17 protein-coding genes are annotated in these 18,578 nt (G+C 62.2%); 8 read left to right on the plus strand and 9 right to left on the minus strand.

Features of this window, described 5'->3' with window-relative positions; genetic code table 11:
• Positions 1-564 precede the first annotated feature (564 nt).
• From uvrA to FYJ85_RS05795, 8 genes are all read left to right on the plus strand, one after another.
• Complete coding sequence (gene uvrA, locus FYJ85_RS05760; RefSeq protein ID WP_106054522.1) at positions 565-3,429, plus strand: excinuclease ABC subunit UvrA; 2,865 nt, start codon at positions 565-567, stop codon at positions 3,427-3,429.
• Between the two features lie 186 nt (positions 3,430-3,615).
• Positions 3,616-4,017 (plus strand): hypothetical protein, encoded by a 402-nt coding sequence (locus tag FYJ85_RS05765; RefSeq protein ID WP_106054520.1) that lies wholly within the window; start codon positions 3,616-3,618, stop codon positions 4,015-4,017.
• 45 nt (positions 4,018-4,062) lie between these two features.
• On the plus strand, positions 4,063-4,443 hold the full coding sequence (locus tag FYJ85_RS05770; RefSeq protein ID WP_106054519.1) for a hypothetical protein: 381 nt from the start codon (positions 4,063-4,065) through the stop codon (positions 4,441-4,443).
• A gap of 125 nt (positions 4,444-4,568) precedes the next feature.
• Entirely contained in the window at positions 4,569-6,797 is a 2,229-nt protein-coding gene (gene priA, locus FYJ85_RS05775; RefSeq protein WP_158704174.1) for a replication restart helicase PriA, read from the plus strand.
• Positions 6,798-6,813: 16 nt separating this feature from the next.
• Complete coding sequence (locus FYJ85_RS05780; protein WP_154417253.1) at positions 6,814-7,098, plus strand: hypothetical protein; 285 nt, start codon at positions 6,814-6,816, stop codon at positions 7,096-7,098.
• Complete coding sequence (locus FYJ85_RS05785; RefSeq protein ID WP_154417366.1) at positions 7,098-7,517, plus strand: pyridoxamine 5'-phosphate oxidase family protein; 420 nt, start codon at positions 7,098-7,100, stop codon at positions 7,515-7,517. Before FYJ85_RS05780 ends, FYJ85_RS05785 begins: the two co-directional genes overlap by 1 nt.
• 98 nt (positions 7,518-7,615) lie before the next feature.
• On the plus strand, positions 7,616-8,377 hold the full coding sequence (locus tag FYJ85_RS05790; protein ID WP_158704173.1) for a tyrosine-protein phosphatase: 762 nt from the start codon (positions 7,616-7,618) through the stop codon (positions 8,375-8,377).
• 154 nt (positions 8,378-8,531) lie between these two features.
• Entirely contained in the window at positions 8,532-9,437 is a 906-nt protein-coding gene (locus FYJ85_RS05795) for a sugar phosphate isomerase/epimerase family protein (RefSeq protein WP_154417254.1), read from the plus strand.
• A gap of 24 nt (positions 9,438-9,461) precedes the next feature.
• Here the strand turns inward: FYJ85_RS05795 and FYJ85_RS05800 are convergent, their stop codons facing one another.
• From FYJ85_RS05800 to fabD, 9 genes are all read right to left on the minus strand, one after another.
• The gene (locus FYJ85_RS05800; protein ID WP_154417255.1) at positions 9,462-9,884 is read right to left on the minus strand and encodes an LURP-one-related/scramblase family protein; all 423 of its coding nucleotides are present in this window, start codon (positions 9,882-9,884) and stop codon (positions 9,462-9,464) included.
• Positions 9,885-10,182: 298 nt separating this feature from the next.
• Positions 10,183-10,668, minus strand: a complete 486-nt coding sequence (gene ybeY, locus FYJ85_RS05805; RefSeq protein ID WP_154417256.1) for an rRNA maturation RNase YbeY — start codon at positions 10,666-10,668, stop codon at positions 10,183-10,185.
• Positions 10,592-13,000: an HD family phosphohydrolase gene (locus FYJ85_RS05810; protein ID WP_106054511.1), complete on the minus strand. Its 2,409-nt coding sequence runs from the start codon at positions 12,998-13,000 to the stop codon at positions 10,592-10,594. Before FYJ85_RS05810 ends, ybeY begins: the two co-directional genes overlap by 77 nt.
• A 3-nt stretch (positions 13,001-13,003) precedes the next feature.
• A complete protein-coding gene (locus FYJ85_RS05815) occupies positions 13,004-13,966 on the minus strand; it encodes a PhoH family protein (RefSeq protein WP_106054510.1) in 963 nt (320 codons plus the stop codon).
• A 96-nt stretch (positions 13,967-14,062) separates the two neighbouring features.
• A complete protein-coding gene (locus FYJ85_RS22965; RefSeq protein WP_206212988.1) occupies positions 14,063-14,665 on the minus strand; it encodes a LysM peptidoglycan-binding domain-containing protein in 603 nt (200 codons plus the stop codon).
• Positions 14,666-14,874: 209 nt separating this feature from the next.
• Positions 14,875-16,128 carry a beta-ketoacyl-ACP synthase II gene (gene fabF, locus FYJ85_RS05825; RefSeq protein ID WP_106054509.1) on the minus strand — a complete coding sequence of 418 codons (1,254 nt, stop codon included), beginning with the start codon at positions 16,126-16,128 and terminating at the stop codon, positions 14,875-14,877.
• Between the two features lie 176 nt (positions 16,129-16,304).
• The gene (locus FYJ85_RS05830) at positions 16,305-16,544 is read right to left on the minus strand and encodes an acyl carrier protein (protein WP_106054508.1); all 240 of its coding nucleotides are present in this window, start codon (positions 16,542-16,544) and stop codon (positions 16,305-16,307) included.
• Between the two features lie 182 nt (positions 16,545-16,726).
• Positions 16,727-17,479 (minus strand): 3-oxoacyl-[acyl-carrier-protein] reductase, encoded by a 753-nt coding sequence (fabG, locus tag FYJ85_RS05835; RefSeq protein ID WP_154417257.1) that lies wholly within the window; start codon positions 17,477-17,479, stop codon positions 16,727-16,729.
• A gap of 87 nt (positions 17,480-17,566) precedes the next feature.
• Positions 17,567-18,481: an ACP S-malonyltransferase gene (fabD, locus tag FYJ85_RS05840; protein WP_154417258.1), complete on the minus strand. Its 915-nt coding sequence runs from the start codon at positions 18,479-18,481 to the stop codon at positions 17,567-17,569.
• Positions 18,482-18,578: the final 97 nt, after the last annotated feature.

An 18,578-nucleotide genomic window follows, 5' to 3' on the forward strand; every position in this document is an offset into this window, starting at 1 on the left:
CTTTGCACGGTGTGAGCGACGCGGCGAACGCCGCGGAGCGGTCAAAGGGTCTGCCGCGTTGCAAATCCGGTCAACTACGATCGACCGGAGCCGCAAACATTGCTTGAATGCGAGCTGTCAAGGTTGTAGACAGGGGGATGCGCGCCCCTTCCGGGGCGCGGTCTTTTTGCGCATCCGCGCAACAGACCGTGCGGGCTCCCCGTCCGAATCTCCGATTCGGTTTGTGAGCTGGTCGGTACGCACGCAGGCTGCCTCCGGCGGCCGGGGCGCTTCGCCCCCGAACCCCAGACCGGCAGGGTGCCGGTGCCGACGGCGGCTCTGCCGCCTTGCAGTTCCGGTCAACAACGATTGACCGGATTTGTGAGCTGGTCGGTACGCACGCAGGCTGCCTCCGGCGGCCGGGGCGCTTCGCCCCCTCCGCGCCAGGACAGGAAGGCCCTGCCCCCGGCCGGGCAGATACGCCCCATGCGGCAATCGCGCCTTCGCGTATTTTTTTCGAAACCCGAGTATATTTTTTCCGATTTCATTATATATTAATGAGATTGAAGAAAGGATTGCAGTTCAATGTTTGAAAAGATACAGATACGCGGGGCGTCGCAGCATAATCTGAAAAACGTCGATGTGACGATTCCCCGCAATCAGTTCGTCGTCGTCACCGGGCTCTCGGGCTCCGGGAAATCGTCGCTCGCGTTCGACACGCTTTATGCGGAAGGACAGCGGCGTTACGTCGAAAGCCTCTCCGCCTACGCCCGGCAGTTCCTCGACCGGATGCAGAAGCCGAAGGTCGAACATATCGAGGGCCTCTCGCCGGCAATCGCGATCGAACAGCGAACGGCCGGCGGCACGCCGCGGTCGACGGTCGCCACCGTGACCGAAATTTATGATTATCTGCGCCTGCTGTATGCGCATGTCGGGATTCCGCACTGTCCGCACTGCGGGCGGAAGCTCGAGTCGCAGTCGGCCGAGGCGATCGCGAAGCAGCTGCTCGCCCTGAAGCCGGGAAGGAAGATGGTGATCCTGTCCCCGTTCGTCAGCGGCAAAAAGGGCGAGCACCGCGACGTGCTCGATACGATCCGCAACGAAGGATTCGTCCGCGCCCGCATCGACGGGAAGATCGTCCCGCTCGACGGAGAAGATTTGCCGGTGCTCGAAAAGACGAAGCGGCATACCGTGGAAGCGGTGGTGGACCGCCTGATCACCGGAAAGCTCGAACCGTCGCGCCTGACCGATTCGGTCGAGCTCGCCCTGCGCCACGGCAGCGGCACATTGACCGTCCTGCTCGATGCGCCGGAGGGGGAAGAACCCGAATTCCGCGAGGAGTCGTTCAGCGAAAATCTCGCCTGCGTCCACTGCGGCGTCTCCTACGGCGAACTTCTGCCGCGCAATTTCTCATTCAATTCGCCGTACGGGGCGTGTCCGCACTGCAACGGGCTCGGCATCCAGCAGGTCATGGACCCCGCGAAGGTCGTGCCCGACCCGTCGCTGTCGATCAAAAACGGGGCGATTCCGGGCTGGCGACGCGGTCCGCGCCATCTGATCATCTACTACAATCTGCTGCTGCGCAAGCTGGCCGAGTGGCTGAAGGAGCCGGACATGCTGACCATGCCGTTCGAAAAGCTGCCGGAGAAGGTGCGCCGCACCATCCTGTACGGCAGCGGCAGCGAACCGCTCGAATTTGAATACCGGATGCACGGTAAAAAGTACCGCTGGAGCAAGCCGTTCGAAGGCGTGCTCGACAACCTGCGCCGCCGCATGGAAGAGACCGAATCCGACTCCGTGCGCGAGCGGCTGAGCGAATACCTGAGTCCGCAGGAGTGCCCGGTCTGCCATGGCGCGCGGCTGAATCCGGTCAGCCTCGCGGTGACGGTCGGCGGTCTCGGCCTCGACAAATTCAACGCGCTTTCGGTCGAAGCCGCGAAGGAGTTCGTCTGCGGTCTGAAGCTCGAAGGCGAACACGCGGTGATCGCCGGAGACATCCTGAAGGAGATCCGGAGCCGCCTGACCTTTCTGAGCGACGTCGGGTTGAACTATCTGACGCTGAACCGGGTGTCGAGCACGCTTTCGGGCGGCGAGGCGCAGCGGATCCGGCTGGCGACCCAGCTCGGCTGCGGGCTGGTCGGCGTCCTGTACATTCTCGACGAACCGTCGATCGGACTGCACCAGCGCGACAACGACCGGCTGCTCGACACGCTGGAAAAGCTGCGCGACATCGGCAACACCGTGCTTGTGGTCGAACACGACCTCGATACGATCCTGCGGGCGGACTATGTGCTCGACCTCGGCCCCGGAGCCGGCGTGCGCGGCGGCGAACTCGTCGCATACGGCACGCCGCCCGAAATTCCGTCCTTTCCGCGTTCGCTGACCGGCGACTATCTGGCCGGGCGCCGGAAAATCGCGCTGCCGGAGAAGCGCAATCCCGGCAACGGGAAATCGCTGAAAATCCGCGGCGCCGCGCTGAACAACCTCAAAAAAGCCGATGTCGAAATTCCGCTCGGGACTTTCACCTGCGTGACCGGCGTCTCCGGCTCCGGCAAAAGTTCGCTCATCAACGGCATTCTGGTCCGCGCGCTGAATGCGAAGCAGGGCATTCAGGACCTGCCCCCCGGGAAGCATACGGCAATCGAGGGGCTCGAGCACGTGGACAAGGCGATCGTGATCGACCAGAGCCCGATCGGGCGCACGCCGCGTTCGAACCCGGCGACCTACACCGACGCGTTCGGCGGCATCCGCAAGCTCTTTTCGGAACTGCCGGAATCGAAGGTGCGCGGCTACGGCCCCGGCCGGTTCAGCTTCAATGTGAAGGGCGGCCGCTGCGAGGAGTGCAAAGGGGACGGCATCAAGAAGATCGAGATGCAGTTCCTCTCCGACGTCTATGTCGAATGCTCGGCCTGCGGCGGCCGGCGGTTCAACAAGGAGACGCTCGGCGTTTCCTACAAGAAGAAAAACATCGCCGACGTGCTCGACATGACCGTGAACCAGGCGGTGGACTTCTTCAGCGCGATTCCGTCGCTGGCGCGCAAGTTCAAGACGCTGCAGGATGTCGGGCTCGGATACATCACGCTCGGACAGCCGGCCACGACGCTGTCGGGCGGCGAGGCGCAGCGGGTCAAGCTGGCTGCCGAGCTTGCGCGGATTCCGCGCGGGCACACGGTCTACATTCTCGACGAGCCGACCACCGGGCTGCACCTCGCGGACATCGACCAGCTGCTGCGGGTGCTCTACCGGCTGCGCGACATGGGCAACACCGTGATCGTGATCGAACACAACCTCGACGTGATCAAGACGGCGGACCATATCATCGACATGGGTCCCGAAGGCGGCGACAACGGCGGCCGGGTCATCGCCAGCGGCACGCCGGAGGAGGTGGCGAAGGTGAAAAAGTCGCATACCGGACAATACCTGAAGAAATATCTGAATGCGGGAAAATGAGCAAGAACTCCGTTTCTCCGAAATTTACGCCGGAGGCGGCTTGCATTCTTTTGAGGGGATGTTATATTTAAAAAAACGAATTCCCAGCAGGAATGAAGAGGGGGAAATTGCTTTCGGCGCAGTTTCGTGCGAATCTCCGGCGAACGCATTTCCCGGTTCAAAATAATCAACATAAGGATCGATGAAATGAAGAAAAAAATCGCGTTTCTGTTCGCCCTGACCGGCGCGGCACTCCTGTTCGCGGGCTGCTCCTCGCTGCAGACTGCCGGGACCTCGAAGTTCAACGGCCAGAAAATCACCGCCTCCGGCAACGGCGTGGCGCACATCTCCGGCTACAGCAGCGGCCTCTACCTCCTGTGGATTCCGCTGATCGTCGGTTCGACCGAGAACCCGGGCGCCATCACCTTCGGCGAAGATTCCTGCAACGTCACTGCCGTGACGAAGATGGTCACCGGCAAGAGCAAAGAGATGAAAGCCGCCAAGACGGTCGACCTCGTCTCCAGCAGCAGCAGCTTCAACATTCCGGTTCCGATTCCGTTCATCTTCAACTGGAAGTCGGTCACGGTTTCGGGCAATGCGGCCAACTGAGCCGGCATCGGTACGGATCATCTTTAAACACAGGAATTTATTGACATGAAAAAGATTATGTTTCTTCTTTCCGTCGCTGCCGTCGGGCTGCTTTTCGCCGGATGCGCCAGCGTTGAGGCCGTCCAGAACCCGAACCTGAACGGCGAGAACATTTCGCTCTCCGGCACGCCGGTCGCGCACCTGAACGCCCAGAACTGGGGCATCTACCTCTTCTCGATTCCGCTCCTGACCGGTTCGACCGATGCAGTCGGCAGCATCGCCGTGCTGCAGGACACCGTGAACGTCGACTCGATGATTCCGGTCATCACCGCGAAGAGCAAGGAACTCAAGGCGAGCCAGACGCTCGACCTCGCGTCGCAGTATTCGGTCGGCGGATTCATTTTCTACTCCCGCTCGATCAACATCTCCGCGAACGCAGTGAAGTAACGCTTCGGGCATTTGCCGGAAAAAAGCCGTTTCCTCCGGGGAACGGCTTTTTTTTGCCGGGCGGCGTATTGCATTCGGCTGTGTCCCCCGGTATATTATCCGGCGTGATGGATGAAAGGATACGCATGGCTGTTGCAAAGGTGATCGTCGACCTTGCCCTCGACAAGGAGTTCGACTATGAGATTCCGGAGGAGCTGGCGGAGCGCGTCAAGGTCGGCACAATGGTCAGTGTGCCGTTCGGCAAATCGCGGCGCGAGGGGTATGTTCTGAGCCTCGCCGAAACAAGCAGCTTCGCCGGGACGGTCAAGCCGATCCTCGGCATCTGCGGCGACCGCGCCCATGTGCCGGAGCACCTGGTGGCGCTCGGCCGCTGGATGGCCGATTACTACTGCTGCACGCAGGAGCAGGCGATCCGGACGCTGCTGCCCGCCGCCGTGCGGAGCGGCAAGGTCAAACCGAAAAAACGCAAGCTTTACCGCATCGCCGACCGCGAGGCGGCTTCGGCCTATGTCGCGGTCAACGCGCAGAAGCCCGCCGCCGCGCTGCGGGTCGATCTGCTGAAAGTACTGCTCTCCGACGGCGCGCAGCCGATCGAATCGCTGAAGGCGTCGGTGCCGGCGTTTTCGAACTCGTCACTGCAGACGCTGGTCCGCAAGGGAATGGTCGGAACAATCGAGGAGCTGGTCCGGCGCGATGTCTTCGGCGACAGCAAGGTCATTCCGAGCAAACCGCTCGAACCGTCGAAGGATCAGAAGAAGGCGCTCGAACTCATCGCCAAAATGCTGCGCGGCGAAACGCCGAGCCACGTCCTGCTGCTGCTCGGCGTGACCAACTCCGGCAAAACCGAGGTGTACCTTCAGGCCATCGCGATGGCGCTTGCACTCGGGAAGTCCGCGATCGTGCTGGTGCCGGAGATTTCGCTGACGCCGCAGACCGTGCGCCGCTTCCGGGCCCGGTTCGGCGACGAACTCAGCATCCTGCACAGCCGCCTGTCGGACGGGGAACGGTTCGACGAGTGGAACCGGATCAACGACGGCGAGGTGAAGATCGCGGTAGGGGCGCGGTCGGCGCTCTTCGCGCCGTTCCGGAACCTCGGGCTCATCATCGTCGACGAGGAGCACGAGTCGAGCTACAAGCAGTCGGAGGCGCCTCGCTACTCGGCGCGGGACGTGGCGGTCATGCGCGGCAAGTTCGAGGGAGCGGCCGTGATCCTCGGCTCCGCGACTCCGTCCGCCGAGAGCGCATACAACGCCGAGACCGGCAAATTTCTGCTGGCCCGCATGGCGGCGCAGGTGGACAACAAGCTGCCGCCGCATATCCGCATCGTCGACCAGCGGCGGGACGGGCCGCCGGAGCCGGGCAAAAGCACGTTTTTCTCCCCGATGCTGGTCGAGGCGGTGCGGGACCGGATGAACCGCGGCGAGCAGAGCATCCTCTTCCTGAACCGGCGCGGCTATGCGCGGGTCATGATCTGCGAGGAGTGCGGCTTCGAGGCGCGCTGTCCGGATTGTTCGGTGACCTACACCTATTCGAAGCTGCATGAGGTCCTGAGCTGCCACCTGTGCGGCGGCGTGATTCCCGCCTACGCGGCCTGCCCGGAGTGCGGTTCGCCGAAGATCCGCTACGCCGGACTCGGCACCGAGAAGATCGAGGCGGTCGCGGGCGCCGTGTTCCACCCGGCCCGGATCGCCCGCATGGATTCCGACACGATGCGCGGCGCGGACGACTACGAGGTGGTTCTCGAGCGGTTCCGGCGCGGCGAGCTCGATATCCTGATCGGGACCCAGATGATCGCGAAGGGGCTGCACTTTCCAAACGTCACGCTGGTCGGCATCATCAATGCGGACCTCGGGCTCACCATGCCGGACTTCCGGGCCAGCGAGCGGACGTTCCAGCTGATCACGCAGGTCGCCGGCCGCGCCGGGCGCGGCGACATCCGCGGCGAAGTCATCATCCAGACCCACAATCCCGAGAACGAGACGATCCTCTACGCGGCGAACCAGGATTACGACGGCTTCTCGAAATTCGACCTCGAATTCCGGGAACTGCTCGATTATCCGCCGTATACGCACCTGATCACGGTGTTCTTCCGCGGCGAGGACGAATCGAAGCTCGTCGCCTACGCCACGGAGTTCACGAACGGAATCCAGGCGTACATTCACGACGAAATCAAGGTGGCCGGGCCGTCTCCGGCGCCGATCGAACGGATCAAGGGGAAGTTCCGCTACATGCTCGTGATCCGCGGACGCAAGCTGAAGCTCATGAAGCAGGCTCTGCGCATTCTCGCGCTGCACCGCCCGATTCCGAAAGGGATCGACGTCTATGTGGACGTCGACGCGCAGTCGATGCTTTAATACGAAAGGGGGGACGATGAAACGTCCGGAATTTACCGAACAGGAAGAGCGTTATCCGGTACAGGCCAGAACGCCGGCGCGGAAGGAAGATACCGTTCTCCGGTATGTCACGCAGCTGGCCCCGATCCTGATTTTTGTTCTGGCGCGGCGGCCGGACAGCTGGCTCCGGGGCGCGATCAGCCCGTTTTTTGCCGCCTGTCACCATGTTTCTTTCATGCGGCTCGGCGGACGGGAAGCCGGGACTCTCTGTTCGATTCCGGACAAGTTCGAAAACGCATTCAGGAACGGAGCGGAACGATGATGCGCAATCCGGAGAACACAATCGGCAATCTGATCGACCGTTGCGGCATTGCGATGGTCGGGTCGGTCGATGGGGACGGGTTCCCGAATGTGAAGGCGATGTACGCGCCGCGTCACAGAAACGGCATCCGCGAGCTCTATTTCACGACGAATCTTTCGTCGCTCCGCGTCGCGCAGTTCCGGGCGGAGCCGAAAGCGGGCGTCTATTTCTGCGACCGCCGCTTTTTCCGCGGCGTCATGCTGCGAGGCCGGATGGAAATCCTGACCGATGCAGAAAGCCGCGAACTCGTCTGGCGGGATGGAGACGAGCAATACTATCCGGCGGGCGTCACCGATCCGGATTATTGCGTGCTGCGTTTTACCGCCGGCGACGGCAGGTATTACAGCAACTTCAGGTCCGAAACGTTTTCCGTCTCCTGACCGCCCCGGCCGCTTTATTTCGGCATTTGCAAGTGTTCGGATTTGACAAACGTCGGTTTCGATGTTAGGTTCTCTTCATGAGTAATCAGGAGGATGGAATGTCGGATGCGGTTTCGGTTCTGAATATGGTCCGCAGCGTCCGCCCCGAGGCGGCAGGGCGCTGCATTCCGGCGGAGGGAGCATTCAATGTTCGCGATCTCGGCGGTTTTGAGACGGAGGACGGCCGCCGGGTCAGGCGGAATCTGGTTTTCCGTTCGGATGACCTGAGCGGACTCGCTCCCGACGGACTGGCAGCGCTGGCGGAATGCGGAATCCGTACCGTCGTTGATTTTCGCGGCGGCGAAGAGGTCGAACTCGCCCCGAACCGGCTCCCCGCCACCGTAACCCGGCAGATCCGCCTGCCGATCGAGCCCGGCAGCATCCTTGCGCTGGCGGACCTGACCTGCGAGAGCGGGCCGGCGCTCATGTGCGAGCTCTACCGCGCCCTGGCGCGGACGGCGCAGGAGATGTACTGGGAATTCTTCCGGCTGCTTTCCAACCCCGGCAACGCGCCGCTGCTGTTTCACTGCTCCGCCGGCAAGGACCGTACCGGCTTTGCCGCCGCGCTGTTCCTGGCTTCCCTCGGTGTTTCGCGCGAAGAGATCTTCGACGACTATCTGCTCTCCGCCGTGTTTGTGGAGGCGAAATACCGCAGCGCCGTAGAAGCGGACTCCCGCTACGGTCCCGTATTCACGGTGCGCCGCGAGTATCTGGAAGCGGCCTTCGAGGTGATCGGGCGGGAGTTCGGCGGCGTTCACAGCTTTCTGGTCCGCCGTCTCGGCGTGGATCTCGCCCGGATGCGTGCCCTCTACACCGACTGACAAATGCATATCCGCAAAATCCCGGTTCCGGCCGCCGTCAACGGACGTTTTGTCGCGTCCATGTCGTAACAAAGCGACATCCGTTTACCGGCGCCCCGCCCTTGAAAACGGCCGATCCCCCGGTATAGTAGACGGAAAAGGAGGGCTGCCAGTCATGAAAATCGCGCTCAACACGGATTACTATTCCGGAACCGGCTCACCGGAGATGCCGCTGCGGTATCTCGCCGAGGCGGGTTTCACCCACGTCCACTGGTGCCATCAGTGGTGCACCGACTTCCTTTACGGGAAGGCCGAAATCGACGCCATCGGCCGCCTGCTCCGCGGACTCGGGCTGACGCTGCTCGACATCCACGGCAGCGCCGGCGTTGAAAAGTGCTGGTTTTCGACGGTCGAGTACCAGCGCCGGGCCGGCGTCGAGCTCGTCGCCAACCGTGTCGGCATGTTCACGGCGCTCGGCGGCACCGGGGCGGTCATGATGCATGTGCCGTGCTTTCAATGCGGCCAGGACGAAGCGGCGCGCCAACGCGTTCTCCTGCAATTCGACGCGCTGCGCCGCTCGCTCGACGAACTGATGCCTGAACTCGAACGGGCCCAGGTCCCGCTCGCCCTCGAAAATATGTGGGGGGACGACTGGAAGCTCCTGAACGCGCTGCTCGACGCCTATCCGCCCGAACGGGTCGGCATCACCTACGACTCCGGCCACGGAAACTCCGACTGCCTCAGGCAGCTTGAGCTTCTCAATGCGGCCCGGGAACGGCTCACCGCGCTGCATCTGCACGACAACGACGGCAGCAGCGACCTCCATCAGCCGCCGTTTTACGGGACGGTGGACTGGGAACGGCTGGCGGAAATTCTCGCAGCTTCCCCCTATCCGCGCGAATTGAGCTTTGAACTGGCCATGCGCAACACCCCGTATTTCGACAAGGGGCGGCAGGAGCAGACACCCGAAGCGATCCGCGCCTTCCTCGGCAATGCAATGCTCTGCTGCGAACGTTTCGCGGAACTGGCGGAGAAAAAACGGTGCCGGAACCGGGACGTCACTGCCGCTGCGAACACTTGACCGCGTTGATGGCGAGGACGCCCATCAGCGTTCCCGGCACGTCATCCGGGTTGACGACATCGATCTCCAGGTGTCGGTCAGTTTCCACAGCCGCTTCGTGATGACGGCAACGCAAGCGCTGCCGTCCATGATGCGGCAGTTCCACCCGAGCCAGTCGCCGGTAATCTCCCAGTGACGGAAATCGAGTGTGAAACGCGGGCGGAGAAAGGTGATCTCCTTCGTGATGCAGCCGGCCGCCCGGCCGCCGGCAGTCAGGTCGAACCGGGGCTTCCACCACGTCCAGCGCTCCCGGACCATACCGGCCTCCCGCCCGTCCGGAGTGAAGATTTTCAGGCAGTGCTTCCAGCCCAGGGCCCCCTTGACGACGAAAAGCACGGAGCCGTCCTCGCCGTAGACATCATAACTGTCGAGCCAGGAAAACAGGCGCTGCCTGAACAGCATTTTCATGGCATAGTCCCCCATTCGTTGAAATATTGAAGCCCTGTTACCGGAATATATCCCGGCCATCCGGAGAATTCCAGTTCCCGGCGAAAAAAGGGGGAACACCCGTTTTCTCCGGTCACTTTACAACGATTCGTCCGAAGAAGAACGGTTCTTCCGGAGAAACGACGATCGGACCGGTGATCTCCCGCCGTTCGCAGCATCTCCGGGCAAAGTCGTACTTCTCAAGCATGCGCCCCCGCAGGGCCGGAACATCGCCCCGGCTCGGAACATTGCCGGATGAAATCGCCCTCCCCGCTTCCGGTCAGGCTCCCGGGAAAACCGCCGCGAAGTCGAACTCCTTCTCGAGCCCGGCCAGCACCTCGCGCTCGCGGCGGCGCATGCGGCGCCGCGGACCCGGCGAGAGATCGTCCTCTCCCGCGCTGTGCAGCAGCCCGTGCACAAGATAGAGCACCATTTCGCGCGAATAGCTCGAATCCTCCCGCGCCGCACCCTCGCGCAGCGCGGCGTCGATGCAGATGATCAGCTCGACCGCCGCCTCACCCGGAAACAGCGAGTCCGGATCGTCGAAGTAACTGAAGGTGATCACGTCGGTCGTCCCTTCATGCCCGACGAATTCGGCGTTCGCCCGCGCCATGGCGCGGTCGCCGACAAAGCGGACATCCAGCTCCCAGTCGAAATCGGCCGGGAGCCCGGCGAGCGCCGCCGCCCGTTCAACGAGCCGGTCTAGAAGCTTTTTCCGGGGACGGGGAAGGCGGCGAACCTCCCATGCGCTGTTCGTTGTGATCACGTTTTCTCTCCTGATGATAGGCGATCCGCCCGTGCTTCATGCTGACGAGCGTGTTGATGAAGCTCTGCCGCACCTTGTCCAGCTCGGCAAGCGTGATGTTCGCATTGTTCAGCTGCCTGCCCTCAAAGCGACCGCGGAAAATGTCGTCGACCACCGCCTCGATCTTGGAGGCGGACGGCTTGTCAAGCGACCGGCAGGCCGCTTCGCACGCATCCGCAAGGCTGATGATCGCCATCTCCTTGTCCTGCGGCGGAATCCCGTCATAACGGAACTGCGACTCGAGCACCGGAGCACTGTTGCCCCCCTTCTGCTCCTCGAGCGCCTTGTTGTAGAAGAATTTCACCAGGTCGTTGCCGTGGTGCTGCCGGATCGCGTCGCGCACGGTGCGGCACATCCGATACTGCCGGGCCAGCGCCAGCCCCTCTTTCACATGGTCGCGGATGATGATGCTGCTCATCTGCGGATTCAGGTCGAGATGCTGGTTCGCGCTGTCGAGATTGTTCTCGGTGAAGTATTGCGGCATCGACAGCTTGCCGATATCGTGAAAGAGCGCGCCGGCCTTCGCCTTCAGCGGATTCGCCCCGATCGCCCGCGCCGCGTCCTCGACCAGCGTGGCGACCATGAGGCTGTGGAAGAAGGTCCCGGGAGCCTCGCGCTTCAGCCGTTCAAGCAGCGGGTGGTTGTAATCGCAGAGCACCATCAGCGACATGTTCGTGCTGACGTTGAGGACGATCTCGAATGTGAAAATCAGGATCAGCGCCAGAATCGCCGTCGCCGCCGCATTCGCAAATGCGATCACCGCCGACTGCCCGAGCAGCATGATGAAATTCGGCGAATGGTAGTTCAGCAGGTTCAAATTCAACACCCAGACCAGCGGGAACACCGACAGCAGAATCCGGATGAAATACGACCGGTAATTCGTCGCCGACCGCACCGCCAGCGCCGCCAGCGAACAGATCACCATTCCCTTGACCGCGAGATCGAAGGAACGCTCCGGCAGCAGCATCATCGCCGCGATCGACGCGATGAAGAACCCCGCGCACAGCGCGACGCGATATCCCATGGTCACCGCCAGCAGAACCGCGCCGAGCGCGATCGGAATCGCCTCGGCGACCAGTTCGTTCGGCAGGTCGATCGACCGGCTCGCCAGCGAATTGAAGAAGTGGAACCCGACGAAATTCGCCAGCATCGAAAGAATCACCACCAGCCCGAGCAGCATGACCCGCTTGTTCACCCGGACCACCTCCGGGTGCAGGTGATACAGATAGAACGCGGCGAAAATGACCAGCACCAGACTCCAGAGCGCATTGTGGATCAGTGCGGCGATCTCCTTGTCGACCTTCATGTTGTCGCGGTCGGCAGCCTCGTACGCCTTGAGCTTGACGCTGACCTCCGGCGTGACCTCCTGATCGCGCCGCACCAGGAGATCCCCCTTCGAAACGGCCACCATCACCGGTTTGACCTCGTCGGCGGCGAGCCGCCGCTCCTCCTGATAAAGTTTCTCGTCGGCAACGAGATTGCCCTCTTCGCCGATCAGCGCGAGCAGCATCTTCACCAGCGCCGCATCGAGCTGTTCCCGGGCGCCGCCGCCGTAAGTATGCAGGATTTCGGCGGCGAGCTTGTCGGCCACCGCATGCGGGTCGTCCTGCTCGGTCACGTTCTTCGCGGGCCACTTGCGCTGCTCCTGGTCGATGACCCGCAGCGTCTGGCTCACCTTCAGCGCATCCCGGCGGCTCCGGTTCAGAATGCCGCGGGCCAGAATCCGGCTCAGGTGCGTGTTGAACTCCTTGTAGTCGTTCGGGGAGCGCATGAAATCCCCGAGCGCGGTCACCAGCTGCGGCGATGCCTCGGCCGCCAGCTGATCCGGCAGACTGCCGGCGGCGGGGATGAACTTCTTCCCCGCCTTCTCATCCGCCAGCCGCCGCCCGACCGCTTCGAACAGCGTGCTGAAATTGCGCCGGATCGTGTTGTTGCTCTTCGCGTCGATCCGGAAATAGAGCGGAATCTTCTCCATCGCCTGCCGGACCTCCAGCTCGGTCCCCTCGGCGTCCTGATACGAAAAATCCAGCGTCGCGATAATCGTGCGCGGCGCCTGCTGGCCGACGACGAGATTCAGCACGCCCTCGATATGCTGCTGCGCGGAAATGGTCAGCACCACGGCGGAGACCGTCCAGATCATGACCAGCATGAAAATGCCGGGCGCGGGAGAACCCTCCAGCGCGCCGAGCAGCTTCTCCGAATCGAATCTGCGGCGCGAGACGACCAGTCCCTTGCGCTGAAGCTTGCGCCGGGTGCTGACCCGGTCCCAGAAGTCACGCAGGGTCTTGAACATCCGTCAGCTCTCCTGTCCCGTGCCGTTGTAGGCGAGGATGATCTTTTCGAGCAGCGCATGCCGCACGACGTCGCGGGTATCGAAAAAGACGAAACCGATCTCCTCCACGCTCCGCAGCGTGTCGATCGCATGAAGCAGCCCGGAGCGCTCCCGCCCGGTCAGGTCCGACTGCGACGGGTCGCCGGTGATCACGCAGCGCGAATTGAACCCCATGCGGGTCAGGAACATCAGCATCTGCTCAACCGTCGTGTTCTGCGCCTCATCGAGAATGATGAACGCATTGTTCAGCGTCCGCCCGCGCATGAACGCCAGCGGAGCGACTTCGATCACGCCGCGCTCGATCAGAGCCGACACCTCGTCGAAACTCATCATGTCGTAAAGCGCGTCATAAAGCGGCCGCAGATACGGCATGATCTTCTCCTCGAGGCTGCCGGGCAGGAACCCGAGGTTCTCGCCCGACTCACGCGCCGGCCGCGTCAGCACGATCCGGCTCACATTGCCTTTCAGGAATTCCGAGACGGCCAGCGCCATCGCCAGATAGGTTTTGCCGGTACCGGCCGGACCGATGCCGAACACGACATCGAGCCGGCGGATCGCCCGGACATATTCAAGCTGGCGCCGCGAACGCGGCAGCACTTCGCGCTTTTTCGGGCTGACATCGATCCGCTCCTTCATGAGCTCCCGGATGTCCCCCTCGCTGCGGTCGCGAAACGACCGGCAGAGGAATTCGAAATCACGCGTTTCCAGCTGCTTCCGGCGAATCTGGTAAAAATGCGAAAGCTCGTCGAAGAAAGCGGAAGCCCGCGCAACCGCGTCCTCCTCCCCGCTGATCTGAACCCAGTTTTCGCGCGCGACAAGATGCACCCCGAACAGCTTTTCGAGCGTGCGCAGCGACTTCACCTCATCCCCGGCACAGGCGACATGCCAGGAGAGACCATTGTCGAAATAATATTTGCTCTCCACCATCGATAACCGTGTTATTCAGAAAAACGCGGCCACGGGAACCGTACCCGGGCCGCGCCGTTCCGGAGGGCCAGGCTGCCCTTCCTGTTGTCGAATCAATTACAGCTGGGGAATCCGGATTTTCAGCCCCAGCGGCAACCGGTTCGGATTCTTGATCACGTCCTTGTTCGCCTCGTAGATCCGATCGAAAAGCCGTCCGTCCTTGTAGAATTTCTTCGCGATGACGGAGAGCGAATCTCCGGGCTTCACCACATATTCCGTATATTTGACCGCAGGAGCGGCAGGCGTCTTTGCCGGTGCGGCGCCTTTGTCCGCGGCCGGAACGGCGACAGCGCCTTCCGCATCCTCCGCGGCCGGTTCAAGCACGAGCCCGTCGTTCACCGTTTCGACGGCGGCCGGGTCCTCGGCCGCTTCTCCCGCAGCCGGAATCTCCGTCACCACCTCTTCCGCCTCGACCGTCTCTTCAACGGCGGGAGACGCCGGCTGCTCCACAACCGGGACCACCGACTGCAGCGGGGTATTCTTGTCCTTGATCGCCGGCGGGGCGGTGCGGGGCGGACGGAACCCCGGATAACTTTCGCTGACGATCGCATTCCACTGCACTTCCGCATCACCCAGCTCGACTTCGGCCAGCTGCGGCTGACAACCGGCGGCCAGGGCCAGCAGAACCGCGCCACTCAAACCGACTGCAAAAGCTTTCATAACTCCGCCTCCTATCAAAAAAAACGAGTATAAAACATTGATCCGGCAATTGCCGTTTCTCCGGCCGGCACCGCCTTCAGACACTTTTCTAAAATATATCCCATTTTTTCTCAAAAACAACCTGGCCGGAAGTGTTTCCGCAAAAAAAACGGAAAAAGCCGCCCCGCCGGACCGGCGGAAACGGCTTTCTGCTTCTGCGAAGCTGCCGACTATTCGAATTTGCGGAAGATCAGCACTCCGTTGTGGCCGCCGAACCCGAGGTTCTGGTTCACCGCGACCTTCACGTTGCGTTCCTTCGCCTTGTTCGGTGTGACGTCCAGATCGCAGGCCGGGTCCGGCGTCTCGTAATTGATCGTCGGGGCGATGATTCCGGTCTCGATCGTCTTCACGCAGACGATCGACTCGAGGCCGCCGGCCGCGCCGAGGCCGTGGCCGGTCGCTCCCTTCGTGCTGCTGACCGACACCTTGCCGGCATGTTCCTTCAGCACCGACTTCAGCGCCATCGTCTCGAACTTGTCGTTCAGCTCGGTGCTGGTGCCGTGGGCGTTGATGTAATCGATATCCTCCGGATTCAGCCCGGCATGACGCAGCGCAACCTGCAGCGCGCGGGCCATGCCCTCGCCTTCCGGATGCGGCGCGGTGATATGATGCGCATCGCCGGTCGCGCCGTAGCCGACCAGCTCGGCCAGGATCGTCGCGCCGCGCTTCTTCGCGTGCTCGTACTCTTCGAGGATCATGACCCCCGCACCCTCGCTCATGACGAATCCGTCGCGGTTCAGGTCGAACGGACGGCTCGCGTGCTGCGGGTCGTCGTTGCGGGTGCTCAGCGCCTTCAGCGCGCAGAACCCGGCCACGCCGAGCGGAACGATCGTCGCTTCGGTTCCGCCGCAGATCATGATGTCCGCGTCGTCACGCTTGATCGCCCAGAACGATTCCCCGATCGAATGGGTGCCCGTCGAGCAGGCGGTGACCAGCCCCATATTCGGGCCGCCCGCGCCGTAACGCATCGAAATGTTGCCCGAAGCGATGTCGCCGATCATCATCGGAATCAGGAACGGAGAGATGCGGCCCGGGCCGCGTTCGAGCAGCACCCGGTCCTGATCGCTCATGGTCGCAAGGCCGCCGATCCCGCTCGACACGATCACGCCGACGCGGTTCGGATCGATTTCGCTGCCCCGCAGGTCTTTCGGCAGCCCGGCGGTCGCCATGGCTTCGTCGGAGGCGGCGATCGCATACTGGCAGAAGAGGTCGAGACGCTTCGCGTCCTTCGGATTCATGTATCCGCTGAAATCGAAATCCTTGACCTCCCCGGCGATCTGCGTCCGGTATTCCGAGGCGTCGAACCGGGTGATCTTCCCGATCCCGCACCGGCCGTTGATCAAAGCGTCCCAGAAATCCGGAACGTTGTTGCCGACGCACGAAATCACGCCGTATCCGGTAACTACAACACGTCTGTTGTTCATATCGTCCTTGCTACTCCTTCACTCACCGCGGAATCTGGCCGCCGGATGTTCTTAACAGAAAACAGGACCACCTTGCGTATGGATTACGAAAAGTGGCCCGTTTTTCGAGTGCCTGCGCACTGTCTTACGCACCGGCCAGGCCTTTCCAGCTCAGGAACCGTGCGGGCAAAGAGGATTTACTCCTGGCTCTTGCCTTCGACGTACTTGATCGCATCGCCGACGGTGGTCAGCTTCTCGGCATCTTCATCCGGAATCTCGGAGCCGAATTCTTCTTCCAGCGCCATCACGAGCTCGACCTGATCGAGGGAGTCGGCGCCGAGGTCTTCGATGAACTTCGCTTCCGGCGTAACCTGATCCTCGGAAACCCCGAGCTGTTCGACGACGATTTTCTTCACTTTGTCAGCAACAGAAGACATTTTCAATCCCCTTTTTCGTTAGGTTATTCTCTTTACCGTGCAATGCCGTTTATTCATTTTCGTCTCAGCATATCATTGGCTTAATATGCCCCCGGGCACGGCAAATGTCAAATTCAATTCTTGAAATATTTCAGATTTTTTGCATTTCCCCACCCGAAAAAGAGCGGGGAAACAGCTCAAAATCACATCAACATGCCGCCGTCGACATTGATGACCTGCCCGGTCACGTAATCCGAGTCGGGCGAGCAGAGGAAGTAGACCACGTTCGCCACATCCTCCGGCCGGCCGCCGCGCCTGGCCGGGATCACCGTCAGGAACGCATCGCGCGCCTCCTGCGGAAGCTTCTCGGTCATCGCGGTTTCGATGAAGCCCGGCGCGACCGCGTTGACCTGGATGTTCCGGGTCGCGAACTCCTTCGCCGTGGTCTTGGCCAGCGCAATGACGCCCGCCTTCGAAGCCGAGTAGTTCGCCTGCCCGACGTTGCCCATGCGACCGACAACCGACGCGATGTTCACGATCTTGCCGGCGCGCTGCTTCATCATCGGGCGGACTGCCGCCTTCGTGAAATTGAAGGTTCCCTTCAAATTCACCGCGATGACGGCGTCCCACATATCTTCGGTCATCTTCAGCATCAGCGTATCCTTCGTGATGCCGGCGTTGTTGACCAGGATATCGAGGCGGCCGAAGTCCCTGACCACCGCCGCGACCGTGTTTTCAGCGTCCTCGAATTTCGCGACGTTCGCCGCATAGGCGCGGGCCTCGATCCCCTGCGCGCTGAACTCGTCGGCCGTGGCCTGCGCCACGTCGAGCATGATATCGACAATCGCCAGTTTCGCGCCTTCCGCCGCGAGACGGGCCGAAATCGCTTTGCCGATGCCGCGGGCACCGCCGGTAACCAGGGCGACCTTGCCCTCCAAACGCTTTTCACAACTCATCGATGAATCCCTTTCCTTTGGATTGATGCCTGAATTTATTCTCCCGCAGGCGCGCGGCGGCCGTTCGCCCGCCGCGGCCCGGTTCCCTCAGAGAGCGAGCGAGTCGAGCGACTCCACGCTGTTGACATTGAAGTACGGCACATCGGGCAGCGTCCGGCGCAGCAGCCCGGTCAGCACGTTGCCGGGGCCGAATTCGATCATGGCGTCTCCGCCCGCCGCGACCATGGCGCGCACGCACTCCTCCCAGCGCACCGAGCCCGCGACCTGCGCAGCCAGGTTCGCCCTGAGCTCCGCGACGTCCTTCGCCGGAGCGGCCGTATAATTGTGGTAGACCGGAACAGCCGGAACCGTCATCGGCGCCGCCTCGAGAACCGGTTTCAGCGCCTCGCCGGCCGGAGCCATGAGCCGGGAGTGGAACGCGCCGGCCACATTGAGGACGATCACCTTGCGCATGCCGCGGTTCTTCAGTTCCTCGACCGCCTCCGCAAGCTTCTCCTTTTCGCCCGAAATCACGATCTGGCCGGGGCTGTTGAAGTTCGCCACGTCGATGCCGCAGGCGGCGCAGACCTCCCGGATGACCTCCGGATCGCCGGAGAGCACCGAGGCCATTCCGCCCGAGGTCGAGCGGCAGGCGCGGTCCATGAGCTCGGCGCGCTGCGCGAGCAGCTTCAGCCCTTCAGCGAAACGGAAGGCGCCGCCCGCATAAAGGGCGCCGTATTCACCGAGACTGAGCCCGGCGCAGGCGACCGGCTTCACCTCCGGGAACTTCTCCCGGAACGCATCCAGCGCCGCACAGCTCATCGTATAGATCGCGGGCTGGCAGTAACGGCTCTCGGTCAGCTTTTCGGCCGGACCGTCGAAGATGATCGAGCTCTGGTCATAGCCGAGCACAGCGTCCGCCTCCTCGAACCGGGCTTTCGCCGCGGGAAATGCTTCCACCAGGTCCTTGCCCATTCCGACGGCTTGCGCCCCCTGCCCCGAAAATACGAAAAACGGCTTCATCGGCACCCCTTTCTTCCCTGTTTCCAAACCAAAAACAACTTTTCTAAAGTAACACCGATCCGGCTTTTTTCAAGTTTCTCCGCCGGAAAATACCGGA

The organism is Victivallis lenta (assembly GCF_009695545.1).
Classification (GTDB): Bacteria; Verrucomicrobiota; Lentisphaeria; order Victivallales; family Victivallaceae; genus Victivallis; species Victivallis lenta.

Coding starts and splice junctions, on each gene's coding strand:
- FYJ85_RS22965 (WP_206212988.1), bottom strand. CDS start 14,665: ATGAAAGCTTTTGCAGTCGGTTTGAGTGGCGCGGTTCTGCTGGCCCTG.
- FYJ85_RS05800 (WP_154417255.1), bottom strand. CDS start 9,884: ATGAAAATGCTGTTCAGGCAGCGCCTGTTTTCCTGGCTCGACAGTTAT.
- FYJ85_RS05815 (WP_106054510.1), bottom strand. CDS start 13,966: ATGGTGGAGAGCAAATATTATTTCGACAATGGTCTCTCCTGGCATGTC.
- FYJ85_RS05765 (WP_106054520.1), top strand. CDS start 3,616: ATGAAGAAAAAAATCGCGTTTCTGTTCGCCCTGACCGGCGCGGCACTC.
- fabG (WP_154417257.1), bottom strand. CDS start 17,479: ATGAGTTGTGAAAAGCGTTTGGAGGGCAAGGTCGCCCTGGTTACCGGC.
- FYJ85_RS05810 (WP_106054511.1), bottom strand. CDS start 13,000: ATGTTCAAGACCCTGCGTGACTTCTGGGACCGGGTCAGCACCCGGCGC.
- FYJ85_RS05830 (WP_106054508.1), bottom strand. CDS start 16,544: ATGTCTTCTGTTGCTGACAAAGTGAAGAAAATCGTCGTCGAACAGCTC.
- FYJ85_RS05795 (WP_154417254.1), top strand. CDS start 8,532: ATGAAAATCGCGCTCAACACGGATTACTATTCCGGAACCGGCTCACCG.
- fabD (WP_154417258.1), bottom strand. CDS start 18,481: ATGAAGCCGTTTTTCGTATTTTCGGGGCAGGGGGCGCAAGCCGTCGGA.
- FYJ85_RS05780 (WP_154417253.1), top strand. CDS start 6,814: ATGAAACGTCCGGAATTTACCGAACAGGAAGAGCGTTATCCGGTACAG.
- FYJ85_RS05790 (WP_158704173.1), top strand. CDS start 7,616: ATGTCGGATGCGGTTTCGGTTCTGAATATGGTCCGCAGCGTCCGCCCC.
- fabF (WP_106054509.1), bottom strand. CDS start 16,128: ATGAACAACAGACGTGTTGTAGTTACCGGATACGGCGTGATTTCGTGC.
- uvrA (WP_106054522.1), top strand. CDS start 565: ATGTTTGAAAAGATACAGATACGCGGGGCGTCGCAGCATAATCTGAAA.
- priA (WP_158704174.1), top strand. CDS start 4,569: ATGGCTGTTGCAAAGGTGATCGTCGACCTTGCCCTCGACAAGGAGTTC.
- FYJ85_RS05785 (WP_154417366.1), top strand. CDS start 7,098: ATGCGCAATCCGGAGAACACAATCGGCAATCTGATCGACCGTTGCGGC.
- FYJ85_RS05770 (WP_106054519.1), top strand. CDS start 4,063: ATGAAAAAGATTATGTTTCTTCTTTCCGTCGCTGCCGTCGGGCTGCTT.